We start from the raw sequence: 19,097 nt of genomic DNA on the forward strand, positions 1-19,097 counted from the left end.
AACCCCTTGTAAGTCTAGCTAGCGGCGCAAAAGCGCCCCAATGTTACATGGTTGCGACAATATTTTGACCAGTGGTCCGCAGCGCGGAAATAAACGCGTTTCCCGGCCTGTCAGAAATCGATTTGCGCACGGACGCCGAAGGCATCGACGCCATAGGAGGTATCGCCATTGGCGGCGGGCAGGATGGCATCTTCGTACTGCACACGGCCGTAATTGACCAATAGCGCGGTATAGTCGGTCGGTTTCCAGATCAGCGAGGCGAGATAGCCCGCCTGGCGTCCGCCCAGGATCCCCGCGTCGTTGAGATCGAGATGGTCGTAGCGAAGCGTGAACTGGAGCGATCCGAAGCCGCCTTCGCCAACCGGGCGCTGCGGTTTGGTGCGATCGAACTTGCCACCTTTGTACCCGCGCGAATCGTCGGTCAGGAAAACGCCAGCTTCGGCATAGCCGCCAAAGAAGGTCGGATCGCTTGCCAGCGCGGGCATGGCGACGGTCTGCCAGTATCCTTCGGCTGCCACGTGGAAGCGCCCGGCGATCGCGGCCGCCTCGAGCCCGAAACCGGTTTCGCTGGTGGCCTCCATGCTGCCGGTGTCGATGAAGCGCTGCGAGGTGAAGTGCACCAGCGGGCGCTGGCGATACCGCAGCTGCGTAGCGGCATCATCGAGGTCGTTGTAATGGACCGAGCCCGCGAAATGCAGCTGCGCATCACCGGCTTTCGGCATGTAGACGAGCCGCGCATCGACGCCGCGGTTCTTGCTGTCCGTATCCTCGATATTGTCGGTGAAGACGCCGGCTTGGGCGAGGAAATCGCCGCGGGCGTAGGTGATCGAGGCACCGAGGCGGCGCTCGAAACCGAAGGCATCGGTAAAGGCAGCGCGCTCGATAAAGGTCGTGTGGAGGCTGCTGGTCAGTTCTTCGAGCGACTGGAAGGTGTTGTGCTGGCCGATGCTCACCTCAAGCGGGCCGTCCTCGTAGGACAGAATGGCGTCGGCCACGGAAATTTCGTTGCCCGCGAAATCGACTTCGAACTTGTATCCGAAACCGCCCGGCATGTCGCCCGAAGCGCCGAGCCGCGCGCGGCGCACTTCGTTGCCAAAGCCGTCCGCAGCGCCGGTCGACGCGGGGGCCGAGGTAAAGCCCGCGTCGAACATCAGCCGACCGCGGGGCTTGAAGCTCCAGCCGTCCGACTTGCCGAGAGCAGCAACCGGTGTGTCTGCTGCCGGTTGAGCGGGCGCTGCGACTGCGGGCGCAGCGCGCGTCGCCTCCAGCTCGGATTCAAGTTGGTCGATGCGGGCATTCATCGCTGCAAGCTGCAAGCGTAGCGCGGCCAGATCTTCGGCAGCGTCCTGCGCAAGCAACGGGGTGGGCAAGGCGCAGCCAAGTGCAAGGGTCACCAGACAAAGGCGTGAGCGGGTGCGCATCAATCGATTCTCTTGTAAGGAGGGTTACGGATCGACGACGCCACTATGACCATGATGTTGCAGATATATGACATCGAACGTGCGCGGCCCATCCACCGTACGGCTACCGCGCAGGCCGCCAGGGCCCCGGCTCAGCTTTCCTTGTCGTCTTTTTCCAGCGGCAGGATGACTGTCACGCGGGTGCCTTCGCCCAGCGTGCTGTCGATATCGAGCCGCCCGCGATGGCGTTCGACGATATGCTTGACGATCGCCAGGCCCAGTCCGGTGCCGCCCGAAGCGCGGCTGCGCCCGGGATCCGTCCGATAGAAACGCCGGGTGAGATGCGGGATGTGTTCGGGAGCGATCCCGTCGCCGCGATCGGTCACGGTCAGCCGCAGCCGGTTCTGGCCCTTGGGATGCAGCCGGACGGTAACCGGTTGGCCCGGCTTCCCGTATTTGAAGGCATTGTCGACCAGATTGCGGACCAGCTGTTCGAGCTGCTGCCGGTCGCCGCGGATGACGAATTCGCCTGCCGACTTGAAATCGAGCAATTCGCCGCGTTCTCCGCTGGCCGCGTCATGCGCGGCGCGTTCGGCGAGCTTGGAAAATTCGAGCGTGCGATCGGGCAGATCGTGCTTTTCCGCCTCGATCCGCGAGAGCGACATGAGATCGCTCACGAGATCCTGAAGCCGTTTCCCCTCGCGCTGGATGATCGCGAGAAACTTGTCGGCCGTATTCGGATCGAGATTCTCGACATCCTCGCGCAGCGTTTCGACATAACCGATGATCGCGGCCAGCGGCGTGCGCAGTTCATGGCTGGCATTGGCAACGAAATCGGTATGCGCGCGGGCGATGTCGGCTTCGGCGGTCTTGTTGACGAATTCGATCACCGCAAGCTCGCCCGGCAGAGTCTTGCGGTTTATCCGCCAGATATCGGTCCGCCGGTTGAGGCCGCGCACCACCGCGCCGCCTTCGGCATTGCGCGCCAGCAGCCGAATCGCCTCGGGCTGGCGCAGCGCCATGCGCACATCCTGCCCGACGATATGGCCGCCCAGCAGCTTGCGCGCCGACAGATTGGCAATGATCACCCGGTCGCGTTCGGTGATGACCACCGGGGTTTCCGAATGTTCGAACAAATCGGCCATGTTGTCGCGGGTGAAGGATGGCCCGACGGGGGCCTCCTTTACCTCGGGCGGGCGCGCAGCAACGAGATAGAGCGAGCCGATCCACACGATGAAGATCAGGGCGGCATAGACGAGGCTGGTACCGAGCGTCGCGAGAATGATGCAGGCGAGCAGCGCCAGCACGAATCCGGACCAGGGAAAACTACGCTCGCTCATTGCTGCGCGGCTTAGCGGGGCGCGGTTCGCCGCGCCACCTGCTTTTCCCGATGATGTGGTGAGATGGTGACCCGTACGGGAATCGAACCCGTGTTTCAGCCGTGAAAGGGCCGCGTCCTAACCGCTAGACGAACGGGCCACAGATGTGGCGCTGGCAAGAAATTGCAGATGCAACACCCCACCGTGGTGACCCGTACGGGAATCGAACCCGTGTTTCAGCCGTGAAAGGGCCGCGTCCTAACCGCTAGACGAACGGGCCACGCCCGCATGGCGGGTCGGTGGCGTGGCGGGCCAATTAGGCGTGGGGGTGCGGGTCGTCAACCCTCCAATGCACGCATTTCGGTCAATCGGCCCAGGCGGCGTCCTCGAGGTGCAGTTCGGCCTGCGGACGGCTGCCCCAATCGTCGATCTTCACCCGGCCTGCCAGCCATAGCCGGCGCCCGCGCGAACCATGCAGCAGCGCCTGGCCCATATCGCTGTCGGCTGCGCGGAATGCGATGCCCTTGAAGCTCTTGCCGTCGTCACCGGCGGCGATCAGGCGGACGTGATCGGTGCCCACGATGTCGCATTTGACGAGACGCACCGGCCCCACCGCCACGCGCGGTCCTGGCCAGCCGACACCATAGGGACCGGCCTCCTCGAGCGAATTGACCAGTTCGGAGGTCAGCCCGCCGGGCGACACCGCGAGGTCGAGCGCCATCTCGCGACTGGCAGAGGCGCGGGCCACCTGGCCCTCCAGCGTGCGATCGAGCCATTCGGCAAGCGCATCGACCTTGTCGGCGCTCACCGTCAGACCGGCAGCCATCGCATGACCACCGCCGGCGACCAGCAGGCCTTCGTCACGCGCGCGGATGATCGCCGCGCCGAGATCGACGCCGGAAATCGAGCGACCCGATCCCTTGCCGGTTTCGCCATCGAGCGCGATGACCAGCGCGGGCTTGCCGGTCTTTTCCTTGATCCGCCCGGCAACGATCCCGATCACACCCGGATGCCAGCCTTCGCCCGCCACCAGATGGACCGCGCGATTGTGTTGGGCGGCCAGCTGCTGTTCGGCCGCTTCCTGAACCTCGGCCTCGATCAGGCGGCGTTCTTCATTGAGCGCGGATAATTGCGCGGCGATGGTCCGCGCCTCTTCGGGGTCTCGCGTGGTCAGCAGGCGGACGCCGAGCGTCGATTCGCCGACGCGCCCACCCGCGTTGATTCGTGGCCCCAGCGCGAAGCCGAGATCCGAACAGGCGGGACTGCGCTTCAGCCGGCTGGCGTCGATCAGCGCAGCCATGCCGATATTGTCGCGCCGCGCCATGACCTTGAGCCCCTGCGCGACGAACGCGCGGTTGAGACCGTGCAGCGCGGCGACATCGGCGACGGTGCCCAGCGCGACGACATCGAGCAGCGCGAGAAGGTCGGGTTCCTTGCGCTCCGCGAAGAAACCGCGCTGGCGCAGCGTACGGACCAGTGCGATCGCCAGCAGGAATGCGACGCCGACTGCGGCGAGATGCCCATGCGCGGCGGCCTCGTCTTCTTCGTCGAGCCGGTTGGGATTGACCAGCGCGACCGTCTGCGGAAGATCGGGGCTGCATTTGTGGTGATCGACCACGATCACGTCGATCCCTGCCGCATGCGCCATCCCCAGCGCCTCATGCGCCATGGCGCCGCAATCGACCGTGACGATCAGGCTGGAGCCCGCCTGGCCCAGCTTGACCAGCGCTTCGCCCGAAGGGCCATAGCCTTCGAGCAGGCGGTCCGGGATGTAATAGCCCGCCTCAACGCCCAGTTCGCGTAAAAGGCGGATCAGCAGCGCGGAACTCGTCGCCCCATCGACGTCGTAATCGCCATAGATGGTGATCGTTTCGCCCGCGATGACCGCCTGGGCAATCCGGTCGGCCGCAACGTCCATATCGCGGAACAGCGACGGATCGGGCAGGAAATTGCGCAGGGTCGGTTGGCGATGCCGTTCGATATCGGCGGCCTCGACGCCGCGCGACAGCAGCAGCTGGCGGACGATATCGTCGCCCAGCGTCGGCTTGGCACCCAGTTCCATATTGCCGCCGCGCCAGCGCCATGCGCGGCCGGTGAGCGACGAGGATACGCCGAATACGTGTGAAAGGGCCTGCGATGCCATAACCGGGCAATAGCCCCTGCTTGTGGGCAGCGGAAGTTCCGGTGATTGACAATCGACAGGCGCGGGCGATGCTTCGGGCATGTCCACGGGCCCGCTCCTCATCATCTGGCACAGCCGCACCGGCACCAGCGAGCAGCTGGCCGCAGCAGCCTGCGAGGGCGCGGGCGAGGGCGCGCGGTTGTTGCGTGCCTGCGATACCGCGCCGGACGATCTGCTCGCTGCAGGCGGCTATCTGTTTTGCTGTCCCGAAAACCTCGCCAGCATGAGCGGCGAGATGAAGGAGATGTTCGACCGCTGCTATTACCCCGTCCTTGGACGCATCGAGGGGCGCCCTTACGCGACGGTGATTGCGGCGGGATCGGATGGCGAGGGCGCGCAGCGGCAAATCGACCGGATCGCAACCGGCTGGCGGCTGAAGCGCGTGACCGATCTGTGGATCGTCAAGACCGATGCGCAGGAGCCCGAGGAGATCCTCGCTCCGAAAACCGTGAGTGACAGCGAGCGTGCGCGCGCGGCCGAACTCGGCGCGGCGCTGGCAGAGGGCATCGCGCAGGGCATTTTCTAGAACTCGCTCCACATCCGAGCGGTTGGGCTGCGAAGACTCGACGGATTATCCGATAGCCGCCAAGACCACCCCGCGGGCAGAAGGACGGCGATTTCGGTGACAGTGGATGCGCAAGGCGGCGACCAGGACGGGGGCACCCGACCCGGCCTGATGCTGATCTTCGACCGTGGCCAGCGGCCCGACCGCGCGGCCGTGGCCGCAGCGCTGGCAACTATTCCGCGCGCCGTGGTCAGCCATGATCCCGCGCAGGCCGATCCTGCTCATCATGTCGCCGATCCGCCGCAGCGGGCCGCGGCGGGGGAGGACTGGCTCGAGCTTCTCGCCGACGGGCTGACATTCGACCTGTTGGGACTCTCGCCCGGCCCGGGCTTGTCCGCGCCCGAGGTCGCCTACCGGTACAATTGCGATATCGACTCCCTGCTCGATAGCGAGGCGATTGCGCTCGTTCCCGGCCCGCATATCGCGCAAGGCGCGCATGCCTTGCCGATCATCCGCACGCTGCTGGGCCTTGGGGCTGCGCTGACCGACGCGCTCGAGGGCGTGCAGACGGTTTGCTGGCCGTTGGCGCGCACCGCGATTGCGCCCCGGTTCTTTGCCCGGACGGTCGATGCCTGGCTCGGCGGGGGGCCGTTTCCCGCGCTCGGAATGCTCGGGTTCGACTTCGACGAACAGGGTGGACTGCGGAGCGAGGGCCTGCGGTTCTTCATCGGCTGCGAACTCGCTATCGATCCTGCGGCATGCCGCGATCGCCTGGCCGCCACGCGTCTGGCGGTCCGCATCGTTCAGGAATTGGTCGGCTACCCGCGACCAGACGGGCCGCAGAAGTTTACGACCGAGGGCGGCGAGGTCTTTACGCTCGAAACCGATCTTCCGATGGGGCTCCTCAAGCTCCGCCCAGCCTAGGTGCGATATGGGGGAGGGCACGCAATACACTCCCTCGCACATGCGCCGTCGCTTGCCGTTTCGCGCGGTCAACCGGCGGGGGTCGCCGCAGTACGATCCGGCGCTTCAGAGGCATCACCTGCTGCCCTGCGAGCTGCTCGGCAAAACGTGTTTCGCCCCGCTGATCGAGACGCTGGGCAAGGACCGGATCGGGTTCGACGACTTCCGGCGCAACGGGCTGCTGCTGCCTGCGCGCGAGGAGGCGGTGCGGCGGCTTGCGCTGCCGCTGCACCGCGGGCCGCACCGCGATTACAATGCGATGGTCATCGAACGCGTCGGCCGGATCGAGCGGCGCTGGTCACGCCAGACGCTGGCCGATCCACGCGGTGCGGCGGATACCGCGCTGATGCGATTCTCGCTGCTCCAGCGGGCGCTACGTCGGCGGCTGCTCGACGAACGCCAGCCCTTGCGGCTCAACCGCAAGGACCCGGTAGGCAAGGGGATGGATTTCACCGACCTCGACGCGATGGCCGAAATCCTGTGGGGCGCGACCGCGCCCTAGGCAGTCGCGCGCGCCAGCGCTTCTTTCGCCGCAGTGTATTCGCGTTCGAGCCGCGCCACGGTGTCCTCGACCGGTGCGCTGGCGGTGACCGTGCCGATGCCCTGGCCCGAACCCCACACATCCTTCCACGCCTTGGCCTTGGTATTGCCGCCGCTGCCGAAGTTCATCTTGGTCGGGTCGCTCACGGGCAGATCGTCGGGGTCGAGCCCGGCGCTCTCGATGCTCGAACGCAGGTAATTGCCGTGCACCCCGGTGAACAGATTGGTGTAGACGATGCCATCGGCGCCGCCTTCGACGATAGCTTGCTTGTAGCGTTCGTCGGCATTGGCTTCGGTGGTCGCAATCCATGGCGAGCCGATATAGGCAAAGTCGGCGCCGAGTGCCTGCGCGGCAAGGATCGAGCGGCCATGCGCGATCGAACCCGAAAGCGCGACCAGTCCGTCGAACCATTCGCGGATTTCCTGCATAAGCGCGAAGGGGCTGAGCACGCCGGCATGCCCGCCGGCCCCTGCAGCCACGGGAATCAACCCCGTTGCGCCCTTTTCGATCGCCTTGTGCGCAAAGCGGTTGTTGATCACGTCATGCATGGTGATCCCGCCCCAGCCGCTGACCGCGTTGAACACTTCCTCGCGCGCACCCAGCGAGGTGATGACCATCGGCACCTGCCATTTGGCGCAGGTCTGCATGTCGGCATCGAGCCGGTCGTTCGATTTGTGGACGATTTGGTTGACCGCATAGGGCGCGGCCGGGCGCTTGGGATTGTCGCGGTTATGCGCCGCCAGTTCCTCGGTGATCTGGTGGAGCCATTCGTCGACCTGGCTTTGCGGCCGCGCATTCAGCGCGGGGAAGCTGCCGACAATGCCCGCCTTGCACTGCGCGATAACCAGCTCCGGCCCGGATACGATGAACAGCGGCGATCCGATGACGGGGATGCGCAGTTTGTCGAAGGGGGCGGGCAGGGTCATGGTAGGCGGGCTCCTCGCTGGTTTCGTGAGACGTGGGCGTATGGCGCGTTCCCGCGCTTGTCGAGGGTGACGTTACGTCAACGTCAAGTGGCGGGGAGGACGTGCTCGATATCGTAGATGCGTGCTGCGGTGCCGGCGAACAGCGCGTGTTTCTCCGCCGCGCTATGCCCAGCGGCCAGCCGCTTGAAGGCGTTCCACAGCACCGGATAGCTCGCGCCCCAGCGGTCGACGGGATAATTCGATTCGAACATCGCCCGGTCGGCGCCGAAGGCTTCGATGCAGGTCTCGATATAGGGCCGCCACAGTCCTGCGAGATGCTCCGAATTGTGGCCCTTGTCGGGGCCGGTGTCGGGCAGGCCGCAGAAGGCCATCGCCAGCCCGCCCAGCTTGACCGCGACATTGGGGCATTCGGCAATCGCCCGGATCGACCGGCGCCAGCCGTCGAAACGCTCGTGCAACTTGCCGTGATAGCAGGCGATGTTGAGCGGCGTGCCGCAGTGGTCGAGCACGATCTGCTGGTCGGGGAAAGCCTTGGCGAGCGCGAGCACATCGTCAAGCTGCGGTTCCAGCAGCCAGGCATCGAAGGTCAGGCCATATTCGGAATAGGCGGCCATCCCGGCGCGAAAGGCGTCCGAGCCATACAGGCCCTCCGGGGCATGGAAGGGCGGGCCGAGCACTGCGGGATCGGCATCCCATGCGGCGCTGTGGCGAATCCCCTTGAAGCGGCCATTGCCCGCCGCGACCAGCGCCTCGACCACGGGCTTGACCGCATCGCCCAATGTCAGATCGGCATGTCCGACGATCGCCGCGCAGGGGCGGTAATCGCCATAGAGGCCGCTTGCCCCCTGCGCTGCCACGCCATTGACGAACTCGACCTCGCCGACCGGCTTCATCGCCTCATCGCGCGCGGCGTCGTAGAAGGCGCCGCATTCCATGAAGACGGTGCCCACGATATTGTGGCCCGAATGCGTGTCGGCATGCAGCGCGTCGAAGGTGTAATAGGCCGCGCCCGCGATCGCTTCGATGAAATCGTGTCGCGGTTCGGGAAAGGCGGGCACCAGCGCGCGCAGGTCCCACAGATGGTGGTGCGGATCGATGATCGGCAGTCCGGGTTCGAGGATCTCTTCGGTCATCGGCGGCTCTCTCCCCTTCGCTGCCCTATAGGTATCGTTCGGCCCCCGTTCCGGGGCCTGCGACGATGGAACACATGGACCGCAGTCCTGACAAGGAAAATTGGCGGGCTTCGCTCCATTGGCAGTTGCCGCAATCGCGCGGTAAAATGGTAGGGGCGTTTCCTGACGCAATCCTTTCCAGCCGTTAACCTTACCGCTCTATCGCTGCCTTATGGGACGGGCATTACCTCGAACGCACCCGGTGTGGCAGATCGCTCTTTACGGCGCGATTTTCTTTGTCGTGACCTCGTTCACGATCTTTTGGACGCGGTTCGCCGGCGGGTTGGCGCTGGTCTGGCCCGGAACCGCGATTGCCGCGGCCCTGTTCCTTTCTCTTCCGCGATCACGCCACCTCATGGCAGCCGCGGTGCTGGTCGTGCTGAGCACGCTGGCGACAAGCCTGTTCGGTTTCGGCCACGAATGGGCCTTCCCGCTGGGGCTGATCAATATTTTCGAGGCCTGGTTCATCGCGCGGCTGCTGCTGCATTTCCGGCCTCAGCGCGATTATCTCGATCGTGAGAGCGGGATCGTCTGGCTGGGCTTTCTCGCCGGACTGGTTGGCCCGCTGCCATCGTCGGTGGCGGGGGGAATCGTGGTCACGCAGATCGTCGGCGGCGAATGGCACGACCATGCCTTCTCGTGGGCGGTCGCGCATGGCCTCGGCACCCTGCTGGTCATGCCGCTGGTCTTGTTGCTGGGTTCCGCGAGACGCTCTGGACCGCAGGCGTTGTTGAAGCGGCGGGAGAGGGTCGCGTCCTTTGCCGGAATGGTGGTGCTGACGATCGTCATTTCGCTGGTCGCCTTCCTCCAGTCGACCTTGCCTTTGCTATTCCTGCCGATCGTCCCGCTGGTGCTCGCCAGCTTCCGTTTCGGGCGGTTCGGTGCCTCCATTGCGGTGCTGACCATCTCGATAGCCGCTGCCGGATCGCTCGGGATGGACGCTGGCATCCTTGCCGAACTGGCCATCCCATTGTGGCAGAAGGCACTGTTCCTCCAATTCTACCTCGCAGGATTGTTGCTGATCTCCTTCCCGCTTGCTGTCGCACTCAACCAGCGTGAACGGGTCATGCAGGAGCTGGTCGATCGCGAAGCCATGCTGCGGCTCATCGCGGACCATTCGGACGATGCGCTGCTGCATCTCGACCGGCACGGGACGATCCGCTTTGCATCGCCTTCATCGCAGCGCCTGAGCGGTATCGAGGAGGTTATGAATCTACAACTGGCGGTATTTTTCAGCGATACCGATAAAGCGATCGTCTCTACTGCGCTTGCCGCTGCCGTGCAGCATCCGGGTCGGACGGAGATTTTCGAACGGTCCGTCGTGCGCGGCGGCCAGACCATCTGGCTCGAAGCCAAGCTGCGTGCGGTCGAATCGTCCAAGCAACACCCCTCGGCCTTCGTCGTCACCATTCGCGACGTGACCGAACGCAAGCTGGAGGAGCTTCAGGCCACGCTGGAAGCGCGGACCGATGCGCTGACCGGATTGCCCAATCGCAGGGCCTTCCTCGATGTCCTCGAAGGCCATCTCGCGGGCGCCCACGACCATCCCTTCGCGCTGGCGCTGATCGATCTCGACCACTTCAAGCGCGTCAATGATACCTATGGCCATACCGTGGGCGATATGGCGCTCAAGCAGGTCGCGGAGATCATGCGCGAGGCCGCCACGGAAGACTGCTTCTTCGCCCGGGTCGGCGGGGAAGAGTTCGGGATGGTTGCGGTCGGTCCGGCATTGGAGACAGTATCGAAGGTTTGCGAGCGCCTGCGGCTCGCCATCCAGCGCCATGTCATGACCGATAGCGATGGCGGCGCCTTCTCGATTACTGCCAGCGTCGGCGTCGCCCGGATTGCGGAGCGGTGCAGTTCGACCATGGCCCTCCAGGCAGCGGACGGGCCGCTCTATTCGGCCAAGGCCTCGGGACGCAATTGCCTCCGCCACGCACAGGACATCGACCGTTTCGGGCCGCGCGAAGGGCCGGTCAGGAAACTACCGCTGACCGTGGTCAGCTAGGCGTCTTCAACCGCCGAATTCGCGGCACTCAGCACCGCCCTGACGCTGGCGGTCGCCACGTCTTCGTCGATCCCGCAGCCCCAAATCGTCCGCCCTGCGGCATCGCGGCATTCGAGATAAGCGGCCGCGCGGCTGTCGCGTCCGGCAGTCAGCGCGTGTTCGGTATAGTCGACCACTTCCAGATGCAGGCCAAAGGCATCCTCGATCGTCGTCAGCACCGAGGAAATCAGGCCGTTGCCGCGACCGGATACGGTCTGTTCCTGACCCGCGACCGCGATCGTCCCCGTGAACAGCCGCGTCCCGTCGGTCCCGCGGCGTTCCTCGTAATCGACCAGCTGGAAATGCTTGTCGCTCGTCTGGACGTGATAGGCGGCCTTGAACGCGTCCCAGATATCGGCAGCGTTGAGTTCGCGGCCCAGCGCATCGGCCATGCGCTGGACGTGGGGGCCGAAATCGGCCTGCATCTTCTTGGGCAGCTTGAGGCCCTGATCCTGTTCGAGCACCCAGGCGAAGCCGCCCTTGCCGGATTGCGAATTGACCCGGATTACTGCTTCGTAACTGCGTCCGAGGTCGGCGGGGTCGATCGGCAGATAGGGGACGCGCCAGTGCGGGTCGTTCTGCGTTTCGAGCGCGCCGAAACCCTTCCGGATCGCGTCCTGGTGGCTACCCGAAAAAGCCGTGTAGACCAGTTCGCCGCCGTATGGATGGCGCTGGTGAACGGGCAGTTCGTTACAATATTCAACTGTCTCGATCACGCGGTCGATATCGGAAAAGTCGAGCCCCGGGTCGACGCCCTGCGTGTACATGTTGAGCGCCATCGTCACGAGGCAGCAATTGCCAGTACGCTCGCCATTGCCGAACAGGCAGCCTTCGACACGGTCGGCCCCGGCCATCAGGGCCAGTTCGGCCGCCGCGACGCCCGTGCCGCGGTCGTTATGCGTGTGCAGGCTGATCACCGCGCTGTCGCGATTGGGCAAATTGCGGATGAAATATTCGACCTGGTCGGCGTAGATATTGGGCGTCGCCGCCTCGACCGTGGCGGGCAGGTTGAGGATGATCGGGTGGTCGGGTGTCGGGGCCAGCACCTCCATCACCGCCTCGCAGACCTCGAGGCTGAAATCGAGCTCGGCGGTGGAGAAGGTCTCCGGGCTGTACTGGAAATGCCAGTCGGTACCGGGCTGCTTGCCCGCTTCGTCGCGCATGACCTTGGCGCCGTGAACCGCGATGTCGCGGACCTGGTCCTTGGTCATCCCGAAGACCACTTCTCGCCACGCCGGGCTGACTGCGTTGTAGAGGTGGACGATCGCCTGCTTCGCGCCGGTCAGGCTGGCGAAACTGGTGCGGATCAGATCCTCGCGGCTTTGGGTGAGTACCTGGACGAATACATCGTCGGGAATGCGGTCCGATTGCACGAGGCCGGAGATGAAATCGAATTCGGTCGCGCCCGCGCTGGGGAAACCGACCTCGATCTCGCGCACCCCGATTTCGACCAGCAGGTCGAAGAACCGGTTCTTCTTATGCGCGTCCATCGGATCGACGATCGCCTGGTTGCCGTCGCGCAGATCGGTGCTGAGCCAGCGCGGCGGCGCAGTGACGGTACGCGTCGGCCACTGGCGGTCGGCGAGGGGAACCTGCGGAAAGGGCGAATATTTGCTGCTCGGATCGCGGAGCATGGGCATGGGATGTACTCGGCTGTAGCGTAACTGGCTGGGTGAAAGTCGGTCCCTTGGGCGCTTAGCGCACCCGGAGAGGTACGCCAGCTATCACGCCCAAGGGCGGGTAAGTCGCAGGGTCAGGCCGAGTGCAATGTGCATGGCAATTACTATGCGAAAGCCAGGTAGGGTTGTAAAGCAAAACAGTCTTGGGCATCGCGAGAAATTATATTTCACGCTGCGCAGGAGAGAGCATGGCCGAGGGGCATTCGCTAAACGAGACTTTGGGACTGATACGGGTCGTATCGACCGACGCGAAGGGCCATGCGAGCCTCGAATACGAGGCCAAGCGCGAGCAATGCCATTCGGGCGGCGTGGTGCAGGGCGGCTTCATCAGCGGATGGATCGATGCGGCGATGGCGCATGCGGCGATGGCGAAGAACGGGCCGGGCATCGTCCCGATGACGCTGGAACTCAAGGTCAGCTATTTCGCGCCGACCCGGCCCGGGCTGGTCGTGGCCGAGGCGTGGGTCGAACGGCATGGCAAGCGGACGAGCTTCTACGAAGGCCATCTCAAGGATGCGGAAGGTAACGTGCTCGCCAAAGCGACAAGCACGATCCTGCTCGCGGATATGAGCCGGGTGGTGGCAGCCTCGAAGAAAGCGACGGGCGAGCCGGCATGACCGCGATCCGCCCGTTCGAACTCGCCATTCCCGAAGACCAGCTGGTGGCGCTGGCCGACCGGCTCGACCAGACCCGCTGGCCCGAGGAAGAACCGGTCGACGACTGGTCGCAGGGCACGCGGCTGGCGGCGCTCAGGGAACTGGTCGCCTATTGGCGGATCGAATATGACTGGCGGCGCTGCGAAGCGCGTCTCAATTCCATCGGCCAGTTTACCACCGAGATCGACGGGCTCGATATTCATTTCCTCCACAAGCGCTCGTCGCGCGAGGATGCGCTGCCGCTGATCATCACGCATGGCTGGCCGGGTTCGGTGGTCGAATTCCTCGGTGTGATCGACGAATTGGTCGAGCCTTCGGATCCGGCGGCGCCTGCCTTCCATGTCGTCGCGCCGTCGCTGCCCGGTTACGGTTTTTCGGGCAAGCCCGGGCAGACGGGCTGGGGGGTCGAGCGCATTGCACGCGCCTGGGCCGAACTGATGCAGCGGCTCGGCTACGGCCACTGGGTTGCGCAAGGGGGCGATTGGGGCGCCGCAGTGACCACCGCCATCGGCCAGCTTGCGCCCGACGGGTGCCGCGGCATCCATCTCAACATGCCGATCGGCCGTCCCGGACCCGGCGATATGGAAAGCAAGGATCCCAAAGTGCTCAAGGCGCTGCAGCGGCTGGGGTTCTATCAGCAGTGGGATTCGGGCTATTCGAAGCAGCAGAGCACGCGCCCGCAAACGATCGGCTACGCACTGGTTGATTCGCCGGTGGGCCTCGCTGCTTGGATGCTCGAGAAGGTCTATTTCTGGACCGATAACGACGGTTCGCCATGGGATGTCCTGTCGATGGACCAGGTGATCGACGACATCATGCTCTACTGGCTGCCCGCGACCGGAGCGTCGGCGGCGCGGCTGTATTGGGAAAGCTTCGGCAGTTTCGGCGAAGGCATCGTCGCGATCTCCGCAGGCGCGAGCGCGTTTCCCGGAGAAATCCTCCCCGCACCGCGCGAATGGGCGGAGCGGACGCTGACCAAACTGGTCTATTGGAACGAAGTCGAGCGCGGCGGGCATTTCGCCGCCTGGGAGCAGCCCGAGCTGTTCGTGCAGGAATTGCGCGCCTGTTTCGCCAAGATGGTTTGAATTCCGAGCCCAGTCATTGCGAGGCGCCGCAGGCGACGCGGCAATCCGGAAGGTGCGGGACTGGCAGCCAAGCGAAGGACTGGAGTGCTTCGCTGCGCTCGCAGTGACTGGGTGAGCGCTTACCGCCAGCGCAGCCGATCGGCGGTGAGCTGGTCGATCGAGGTCACACCCATCAACCGCATGCCGCGCTCGATCTCTTCCTTGAGGATTTCGATCGCGCGTTCGACACCTTCCTGACCTGCGGCGGCAAGCGCATAGAGGTAGAGGCGGCCGCCCGAGGCGGCGGTGGCGCCTGCCGCGAGGCCCTTGAGTGCATGCGTGCCCCGCCGGACCCCGCCATCGAGGACGATCTCGATCTCGCCACCGACTGCGTCGACGATCTCGCGCAATTGGTCGAAGGGTGCGCGGCTGCCATCGAGCTGGCGGCCGCCATGGTTGGAGATCCAGATCGCGTCGGCGCCGATCTCGACCGCGCGGCGCGCGTCGGCGGCGCTCATCACGCCCTTCAGCGCGAAAGTGCCGCCCCAGTCCTGCCGGATGCGCGCGGCAGTGTCCCAATCCATGTTCGTATCGAGCATGGTGTTGAAATAGTCCTGGATGCTGACCGATTTCCCGCTGCCTTCCTGCACATGCCCATCGAGATTGGGCAGGCGGAATTTGGGCCCGAACACATAGTCGAGCGTCCAGCGCGGGCGCGTGGCGTAGCTCCACAGCGAGGAAGCGCTGAAGCGGGGCGGGGTGGTAAAGCCCGATCGCAGGCACCGTTCGCGCTTGCCCGAAACGATCGTGTCGACCGTCAGCGCCAGCGCGTCGAATTGCGCGTCGCGGCAGCGTTCGATCATCGAGGCGTTGAGCCCCCTGTCCTTGTGAACGTAGAGCTGGAACAGCTTCGGGCCGCTGGTGAGCGCGGCGATTTCCTCGATCGAATGGGTGGCGAGGCTGGAGATGCCGAACCAGATGCCGAACTTTGCCGCCGCCCTGGCGACCGCCCGCTCGCCGTCCTTGTGGAAGGCCCGCTGCAGCGCGGTCGGGCTGAGCATCAGCGGTAGCGCGCTGCGGCGACCCATGATCGTGCAGCCGGCGTCGATCTCGCCGACCCCCGCCAGCACATCGGGGACGAGGTCGACCTCGTCGAAGGCGCTGGTATTGCGCGTCTTGGTGATCTCGTCATCGGCGGCGCCGTCGATGTAGTCGAACACCGGCCACGGCAGCCGTCGCCGCGCAAGGCGGCGGAAATCGTCGATATTGTGGCAGTCTGACAAGCGCATGCGGCGGACCGTGGCCGCTCGTCATGCGCTTGTCGAGAGGGCTTTAGTCGCGTTCGAAGGCAGCGCTGATTTCAAGGTCGACCATGGGGTCGACCAGCGGTGCGGCATAGCTGATGCCCCACGCCGTACGGTCGATCCGCGCGCGGGCGTGGAAGCCGACGGTCTGCGCCTTGCTCATAGGATTTTCGCCGGCTCCGGAGAATTCAACCAGCATCGTGACCGGACGGGTCTTGCCATTCATCGTCAGCTGCCCGGTCGCGACCGCGGTCGTCTCACTCGTGCGCCGGACCGAGGTGGAAACGAAGCGCGCCGCTTCAGGTTCGGGGCCGAAGAAGTCGGGGGCCGCTCCATCCTTGCCCGGTCGCAGCAGATGGTCTCGCAGCCCTTCGCTGGGCACCGAGACGCTGGTGATCGGCACGGTAATGTCGAACTCGGTTGCCCCGATATTGGCTGGGTCGAGCGTCATCGTCCCTTCGATCTGGCCAAACAGACCGAAATAGTCGTTGAAGCCGAAATGACCGACCTGCCAGCTGACCAGCGTATGCGAAGCATCGAGCGTATAGTCGCCTGCCTGGACCCGGCTGACATCGGGGGCGCCGGGCACCTGCGGCTGTTCCTGCGCAGAGATTGCGGTCACGGCAAGGCTGCCGCTTGCGGCGAGCGCGAGGGCAAGGATCGATTTCTTCATGGTCGGCCTCCTGTTGATGCTTAGTTCTGAATGATCGTCGGCAAGTACCCGTTCCCGCGCACGGCACGCGCGCCCACGTTACGAGAGTGCGAGGCGCTGTTCGGGTGTGAGCCGCCGCGGCGTGGCGATTGGTTGCAGGGTCTTGGGATCGAACAGCGGATTGCGGCGATGATCTCCCGAAACGTAATCCTTCACCATCCGCACCAGAAAACCCCGCATCAGCCGGTTCATCGACAGCGGCTTGAGGCCTGCCGTCGGTCCCGGGGCATCCTCGAGAAACAGATGGCCGAGCGGCGGGCCGAGGCGGTTGCGCCCCGCCGCTTCGCAATTGGCAAGAATGGTGGTGACGTAGGGGATCCGGCCGGTGGCATAGGTGTTGAACATCGGCGTGTCGCAACACATCGCATACCAGCGCAGCGTCGGCTTGTCGGTCAGGTGCAGGCAGGCGAGCCGCTCGCTGCCGCGCGCGAATTCGAGCCGGGCGCAGCGTGATTGGTAGAGCGCCGTGCCTCCCGCATCATCGAGAATACGCTCGGCGGCCCCGAGAAAAGCCGGGAGGGCCTGGCAATCCGTGCAATGGCAGACGACATGGTCGCCGTGGTCGGGGGTCGCCCGGTGGATCGTCCCCGCGATCGTCCCGCAGGCGCAGGCAAAGTTCAGTCGGTTGTCGGCATCCATCGGCGAGTCCCCTCTCGACGGATGCCGACACTAAGGGTCAGTTCCGGTCCTTGTCGACCAGCTTGTTGGCGCCGATCCAGGGCATCATCGCGCGCAGCTGAGCACCGGTCTGTTCGATCGGGTGCGCCGCGGCGGCCTTGCGGCTGGCCTTGAGTTCGGGCTGGCCCGCCTGGTTGTCGAGCACGAAGTCCTTGACGAACCGACCCGACTGAATGTCCTTCAGCACGCGTTTCATCTCGGCCTTGGTCTCGTCGGTGATGATGCGCGGGCCGGTCTTGATGTCGCCATATTCGGCCGTGTTCGAGATCGAATAGCGCATGTTGGCGATCCCGCCTTCATACAGCAGGTCGACGATCAGCTTGGTTTCGTGGAGGCATTCGAAATAGGCCATTTCGGGCGCGTATCCCGCCTCGACCAGCGTTTCGAACCCAGCCTGGATCAGATGGGTGATCCCGCCGCACAGCACCGCCTGCTCGCCGAACAGATCGGTTTCGCATTCTTCCTTGAAATCGGTTTCGATGATGCCCGACCGGCCACCGCCGACCGCGCTGGCATAGGACAGCGCGAGCTGCTTGGCGAAGCCATTGCCGCCCGACTGGCTCGATTCCTGGTGGATGGCGATGAGGCAGGGCACGCCGCCACCCTTGATATATTCGCCGCGCACGGTGTGACCCGGGCCCTTGGGGGCGATCATGATTACGTCGACATCGGCGGGCGGGTCGATCAGGCCGAAATGGATGTTGAGGCCATGCGCGAAGGCCAGCGCGCTGCCCGGCTTCATCTGACCGGCGACTTCATCGGCATAAATCGCCGCCTGGTGCTCGTCGGGTGCGAGGATCATCATGACGTCGGCCCATGCGGCGGCGTCGGCAACGGTCTTGACGGTAAAGCCCGCATCGGCGGCTTTCTTGGCACTGGCCGAGCCTTCGCGCAGCGCCACGGCGATCTCGCCGACCCCGCTGTCGCGCAGGTTCTGGGCATGGGCATGACCCTGGCTACCATAGCCGACGATCGCGACCTTCTTGTCCTTGATCAGCTGCTGGTCGCAATCGGCGTCGTAATAAACTTGCATTGTTTTTCCCTCGCGTCGCCCCTGCGGAAGCAGGGGCCCAGATAAGGTCGCCCGCTGGCGATAGGTTGGATAGGCTCCCGCTTATGCCGGAGCGATGAAATTGTCTCGCTTAGTCGGGCTGGGCCCCGCGCATCATTCCCACGATGCCCGAGCGGCCGACCTCGACCAGGCCGAGCTCGCGCATCAGGACGATGAAACTGTCGATCTTGTCGGGCGAGCCGGTCAGTTCGAACACGAAACTGCTGGTAGTGGTATCGACCACATTGGCGCGGAACAGTTCGGCAATCCGCAGCGCCTCGACCCGGTCGTCGCCCTTGCCGGCGACCTTGACCAACGCCAGCTCGCGCTCGACATGCTCGCCGCTTTCGGTGAGATCGATGACCTTGTGGACGGGCACCAGCCGTTCGAGCTGCGCGCGGATCTGGTCGATCACCGGTTCGGGCCCGCGGGTCACGATGGTGATGCGGCTGATCGCGTGATCTTCGGAAATATCGGCCACGGTCAGGCTGTCGATATTGTACCCGCGCGCGGTGAACATGCCGGTGATCTTGGCGAGAATACCCGGTTCGTTATCGACGATGACATTGAGGACGTGCCGTTCGTTCGCCTCCTGGGTGATCTTCATCGCGCGCGATCCTGCCATACGGGTTCGAACATCCGGCCGTCGCCATCATATTCGGTCAGGAAAACGCGGCCCATGCGCACCGCTTCGAAATTCTCGGTCTGCCGCGTCAGGTCGAGCCGGTCGGCCAACAGCGTCCAGTTCCCGTCGTCCTGTTTCTGCGCCACGTCCATGCCCACGAAGCGGTGCCCATTGTCTTCGAGCCAGTCGAGCAGGCTTTCCGCATCCGCACGCGAATACCAGCTGCGACGCTCGGCGCGCGCTTCGAAGCCCTGCGGAATTTTCGCCATCATG

18 protein-coding genes and 2 tRNA genes are annotated in these 19,097 nt (G+C 64.8%); 6 read left to right on the forward strand and 14 right to left on the reverse strand.

Annotated elements, in window-relative coordinates; all coding sequences use genetic code 11:
• Positions 1–110: 110 nt before the first annotated feature.
• From VWN43_RS05500 to recJ, 5 genes are all read right to left on the reverse strand, one after another.
• Positions 111–1,394 (reverse strand): OprO/OprP family phosphate-selective porin, encoded by a 1,284-nt coding sequence (locus VWN43_RS05500; protein ID WP_320180350.1) that lies wholly within the window; start codon positions 1,392–1,394, stop codon positions 111–113.
• A 158-nt stretch (positions 1,395–1,552) separates the two neighbouring features.
• Positions 1,553–2,740 (reverse strand): sensor histidine kinase, encoded by a 1,188-nt coding sequence (locus VWN43_RS05505; protein ID WP_320180349.1) that lies wholly within the window; start codon positions 2,738–2,740, stop codon positions 1,553–1,555.
• Positions 2,741–2,804: 64 nt separating this feature from the next.
• A tRNA-Glu gene (locus tag VWN43_RS05510) sits at positions 2,805–2,879 on the reverse strand.
• Between the two features lie 45 nt (positions 2,880–2,924).
• A tRNA-Glu gene (locus tag VWN43_RS05515) sits at positions 2,925–2,999 on the reverse strand.
• An 84-nt stretch (positions 3,000–3,083) separates the two neighbouring features.
• Positions 3,084–4,862, reverse strand: a complete 1,779-nt coding sequence (recJ, locus tag VWN43_RS05520; RefSeq protein WP_330768328.1) for a single-stranded-DNA-specific exonuclease RecJ — start codon at positions 4,860–4,862, stop codon at positions 3,084–3,086.
• A 79-nt stretch (positions 4,863–4,941) separates the two neighbouring features.
• Between recJ and VWN43_RS05525 the strand changes: the two genes are divergently transcribed.
• The 3 genes from VWN43_RS05525 (at position 4,942) to VWN43_RS05535 (ending at position 6,871) form a co-directional block, all read left to right on the forward strand.
• Entirely contained in the window at positions 4,942–5,427 is a 486-nt protein-coding gene (locus VWN43_RS05525) for a flavodoxin family protein (RefSeq protein ID WP_320180348.1), read from the forward strand.
• Between the two features lie 96 nt (positions 5,428–5,523).
• Positions 5,524–6,330: a hypothetical protein gene (locus VWN43_RS05530; RefSeq protein ID WP_320180347.1), complete on the forward strand. Its 807-nt coding sequence runs from the start codon at positions 5,524–5,526 to the stop codon at positions 6,328–6,330.
• Between the two features lie 40 nt (positions 6,331–6,370).
• Entirely contained in the window at positions 6,371–6,871 is a 501-nt protein-coding gene (locus VWN43_RS05535; RefSeq protein ID WP_320180346.1) for an AHH domain-containing protein, read from the forward strand.
• Here VWN43_RS05535 and VWN43_RS05540 read toward each other — a convergent pair.
• The gene (locus tag VWN43_RS05540) at positions 6,868–7,836 is read right to left on the reverse strand and encodes an NAD(P)H-dependent flavin oxidoreductase (protein WP_320180345.1); all 969 of its coding nucleotides are present in this window, start codon (positions 7,834–7,836) and stop codon (positions 6,868–6,870) included. The two genes, VWN43_RS05535 and VWN43_RS05540, sit on opposite strands and share 4 nt — an antisense overlap.
• A gap of 83 nt (positions 7,837–7,919) precedes the next feature.
• Complete coding sequence (locus VWN43_RS05545; RefSeq protein ID WP_320180344.1) at positions 7,920–8,969, reverse strand: amidohydrolase family protein; 1,050 nt, start codon at positions 8,967–8,969, stop codon at positions 7,920–7,922.
• Positions 8,970–9,210: 241 nt separating this feature from the next.
• On the opposite strand from VWN43_RS05545, the gene VWN43_RS05550 reads away from it, so the two are divergent.
• Positions 9,211–11,016, forward strand: coding sequence for a sensor domain-containing diguanylate cyclase (locus tag VWN43_RS05550; RefSeq protein ID WP_330768332.1), 1,806 nt, complete (start codon positions 9,211–9,213; stop codon positions 11,014–11,016).
• Here the strand turns inward: VWN43_RS05550 and leuA are convergent.
• Positions 11,013–12,695 (reverse strand): 2-isopropylmalate synthase, encoded by a 1,683-nt coding sequence (gene leuA, locus VWN43_RS05555; protein WP_320180342.1) that lies wholly within the window; start codon positions 12,693–12,695, stop codon positions 11,013–11,015. The genes VWN43_RS05550 and leuA overlap by 4 nt on opposite strands.
• A 227-nt stretch (positions 12,696–12,922) precedes the next feature.
• On the opposite strand from leuA, the gene VWN43_RS05560 reads away from it, so the two are divergent.
• Positions 12,923–13,351: a PaaI family thioesterase gene (locus tag VWN43_RS05560; protein WP_320180341.1), complete on the forward strand. Its 429-nt coding sequence runs from the start codon at positions 12,923–12,925 to the stop codon at positions 13,349–13,351.
• Positions 13,348–14,475, forward strand: a complete 1,128-nt coding sequence (locus VWN43_RS05565) for an epoxide hydrolase family protein (RefSeq protein ID WP_320180340.1) — start codon at positions 13,348–13,350, stop codon at positions 14,473–14,475. The genes VWN43_RS05560 and VWN43_RS05565 overlap by 4 nt, the downstream gene beginning before the upstream one ends.
• A gap of 119 nt (positions 14,476–14,594) precedes the next feature.
• On the opposite strand, the gene VWN43_RS05570 is transcribed toward VWN43_RS05565, so the two are convergent.
• From VWN43_RS05570 to VWN43_RS05595, 6 genes are all read right to left on the reverse strand, one after another.
• A complete protein-coding gene (locus tag VWN43_RS05570) occupies positions 14,595–15,743 on the reverse strand; it encodes an alpha-hydroxy acid oxidase (RefSeq protein WP_320180339.1) in 1,149 nt (382 codons plus the stop codon).
• Positions 15,744–15,786: 43 nt separating this feature from the next.
• Complete coding sequence (locus VWN43_RS05575) at positions 15,787–16,431, reverse strand: YceI family protein (protein WP_320180338.1); 645 nt, start codon at positions 16,429–16,431, stop codon at positions 15,787–15,789.
• 78 nt (positions 16,432–16,509) lie between these two features.
• Positions 16,510–17,109 (reverse strand): DUF6151 family protein, encoded by a 600-nt coding sequence (locus VWN43_RS05580; RefSeq protein WP_320180337.1) that lies wholly within the window; start codon positions 17,107–17,109, stop codon positions 16,510–16,512.
• A 37-nt stretch (positions 17,110–17,146) separates the two neighbouring features.
• Positions 17,147–18,181 carry a ketol-acid reductoisomerase gene (gene ilvC / locus VWN43_RS05585; RefSeq protein WP_320180336.1) on the reverse strand — a complete coding sequence of 345 codons (1,035 nt, stop codon included), beginning with the start codon at positions 18,179–18,181 and terminating at the stop codon, positions 17,147–17,149.
• 109 nt (positions 18,182–18,290) lie between these two features.
• Entirely contained in the window at positions 18,291–18,806 is a 516-nt protein-coding gene (gene ilvN / locus VWN43_RS05590) for an acetolactate synthase small subunit (protein WP_253516048.1), read from the reverse strand.
• Positions 18,803–19,096 (reverse strand): hypothetical protein, encoded by a 294-nt coding sequence (locus VWN43_RS05595; protein ID WP_320180335.1) that lies wholly within the window; start codon positions 19,094–19,096, stop codon positions 18,803–18,805. Before VWN43_RS05595 ends, ilvN begins: the two co-directional genes overlap by 4 nt.
• Position 19,097: the final 1 nt, after the last annotated feature.

The sequence above is a fragment of the Qipengyuania sp. HL-TH1 genome (assembly GCF_036365825.1).
In the GTDB taxonomy this organism is placed as follows: domain Bacteria; phylum Pseudomonadota; class Alphaproteobacteria; order Sphingomonadales; family Sphingomonadaceae; genus Qipengyuania; species Qipengyuania profunda.

Bases quoted from the DNA above. Each gene is read 5' to 3' on its own strand.
- VWN43_RS05505 (WP_320180349.1), bottom strand. From the start codon at position 2,740: ATGAGCGAGCGTAGTTTTCCCTGGTCCGGATTCGTGCTGGCGCTGCTC.
- recJ (WP_330768328.1), bottom strand. From the start codon at position 4,862: ATGGCATCGCAGGCCCTTTCACACGTATTCGGCGTATCCTCGTCGCTC.
- VWN43_RS05525 (WP_320180348.1), top strand. From the start codon at position 4,942: ATGTCCACGGGCCCGCTCCTCATCATCTGGCACAGCCGCACCGGCACC.
- VWN43_RS05535 (WP_320180346.1), top strand. From the start codon at position 6,371: ATGCGCCGTCGCTTGCCGTTTCGCGCGGTCAACCGGCGGGGGTCGCCG.
- VWN43_RS05540 (WP_320180345.1), bottom strand. From the start codon at position 7,836: ATGACCCTGCCCGCCCCCTTCGACAAACTGCGCATCCCCGTCATCGGA.
- VWN43_RS05545 (WP_320180344.1), bottom strand. From the start codon at position 8,969: ATGACCGAAGAGATCCTCGAACCCGGACTGCCGATCATCGATCCGCAC.
- leuA (WP_320180342.1), bottom strand. From the start codon at position 12,695: ATGCCCATGCTCCGCGATCCGAGCAGCAAATATTCGCCCTTTCCGCAG.
- VWN43_RS05560 (WP_320180341.1), top strand. From the start codon at position 12,923: ATGGCCGAGGGGCATTCGCTAAACGAGACTTTGGGACTGATACGGGTC.
- VWN43_RS05565 (WP_320180340.1), top strand. From the start codon at position 13,348: ATGACCGCGATCCGCCCGTTCGAACTCGCCATTCCCGAAGACCAGCTG.
- VWN43_RS05570 (WP_320180339.1), bottom strand. From the start codon at position 15,743: ATGCGCTTGTCAGACTGCCACAATATCGACGATTTCCGCCGCCTTGCG.
- VWN43_RS05575 (WP_320180338.1), bottom strand. From the start codon at position 16,431: ATGAAGAAATCGATCCTTGCCCTCGCGCTCGCCGCAAGCGGCAGCCTT.
- VWN43_RS05580 (WP_320180337.1), bottom strand. From the start codon at position 17,109: ATGGATGCCGACAACCGACTGAACTTTGCCTGCGCCTGCGGGACGATC.
- ilvC (WP_320180336.1), bottom strand. From the start codon at position 18,181: ATGCAAGTTTATTACGACGCCGATTGCGACCAGCAGCTGATCAAGGAC.
- ilvN (WP_253516048.1), bottom strand. From the start codon at position 18,806: ATGAAGATCACCCAGGAGGCGAACGAACGGCACGTCCTCAATGTCATC.
- VWN43_RS05595 (WP_320180335.1), bottom strand. From the start codon at position 19,096: ATGATGGCGAAAATTCCGCAGGGCTTCGAAGCGCGCGCCGAGCGTCGC.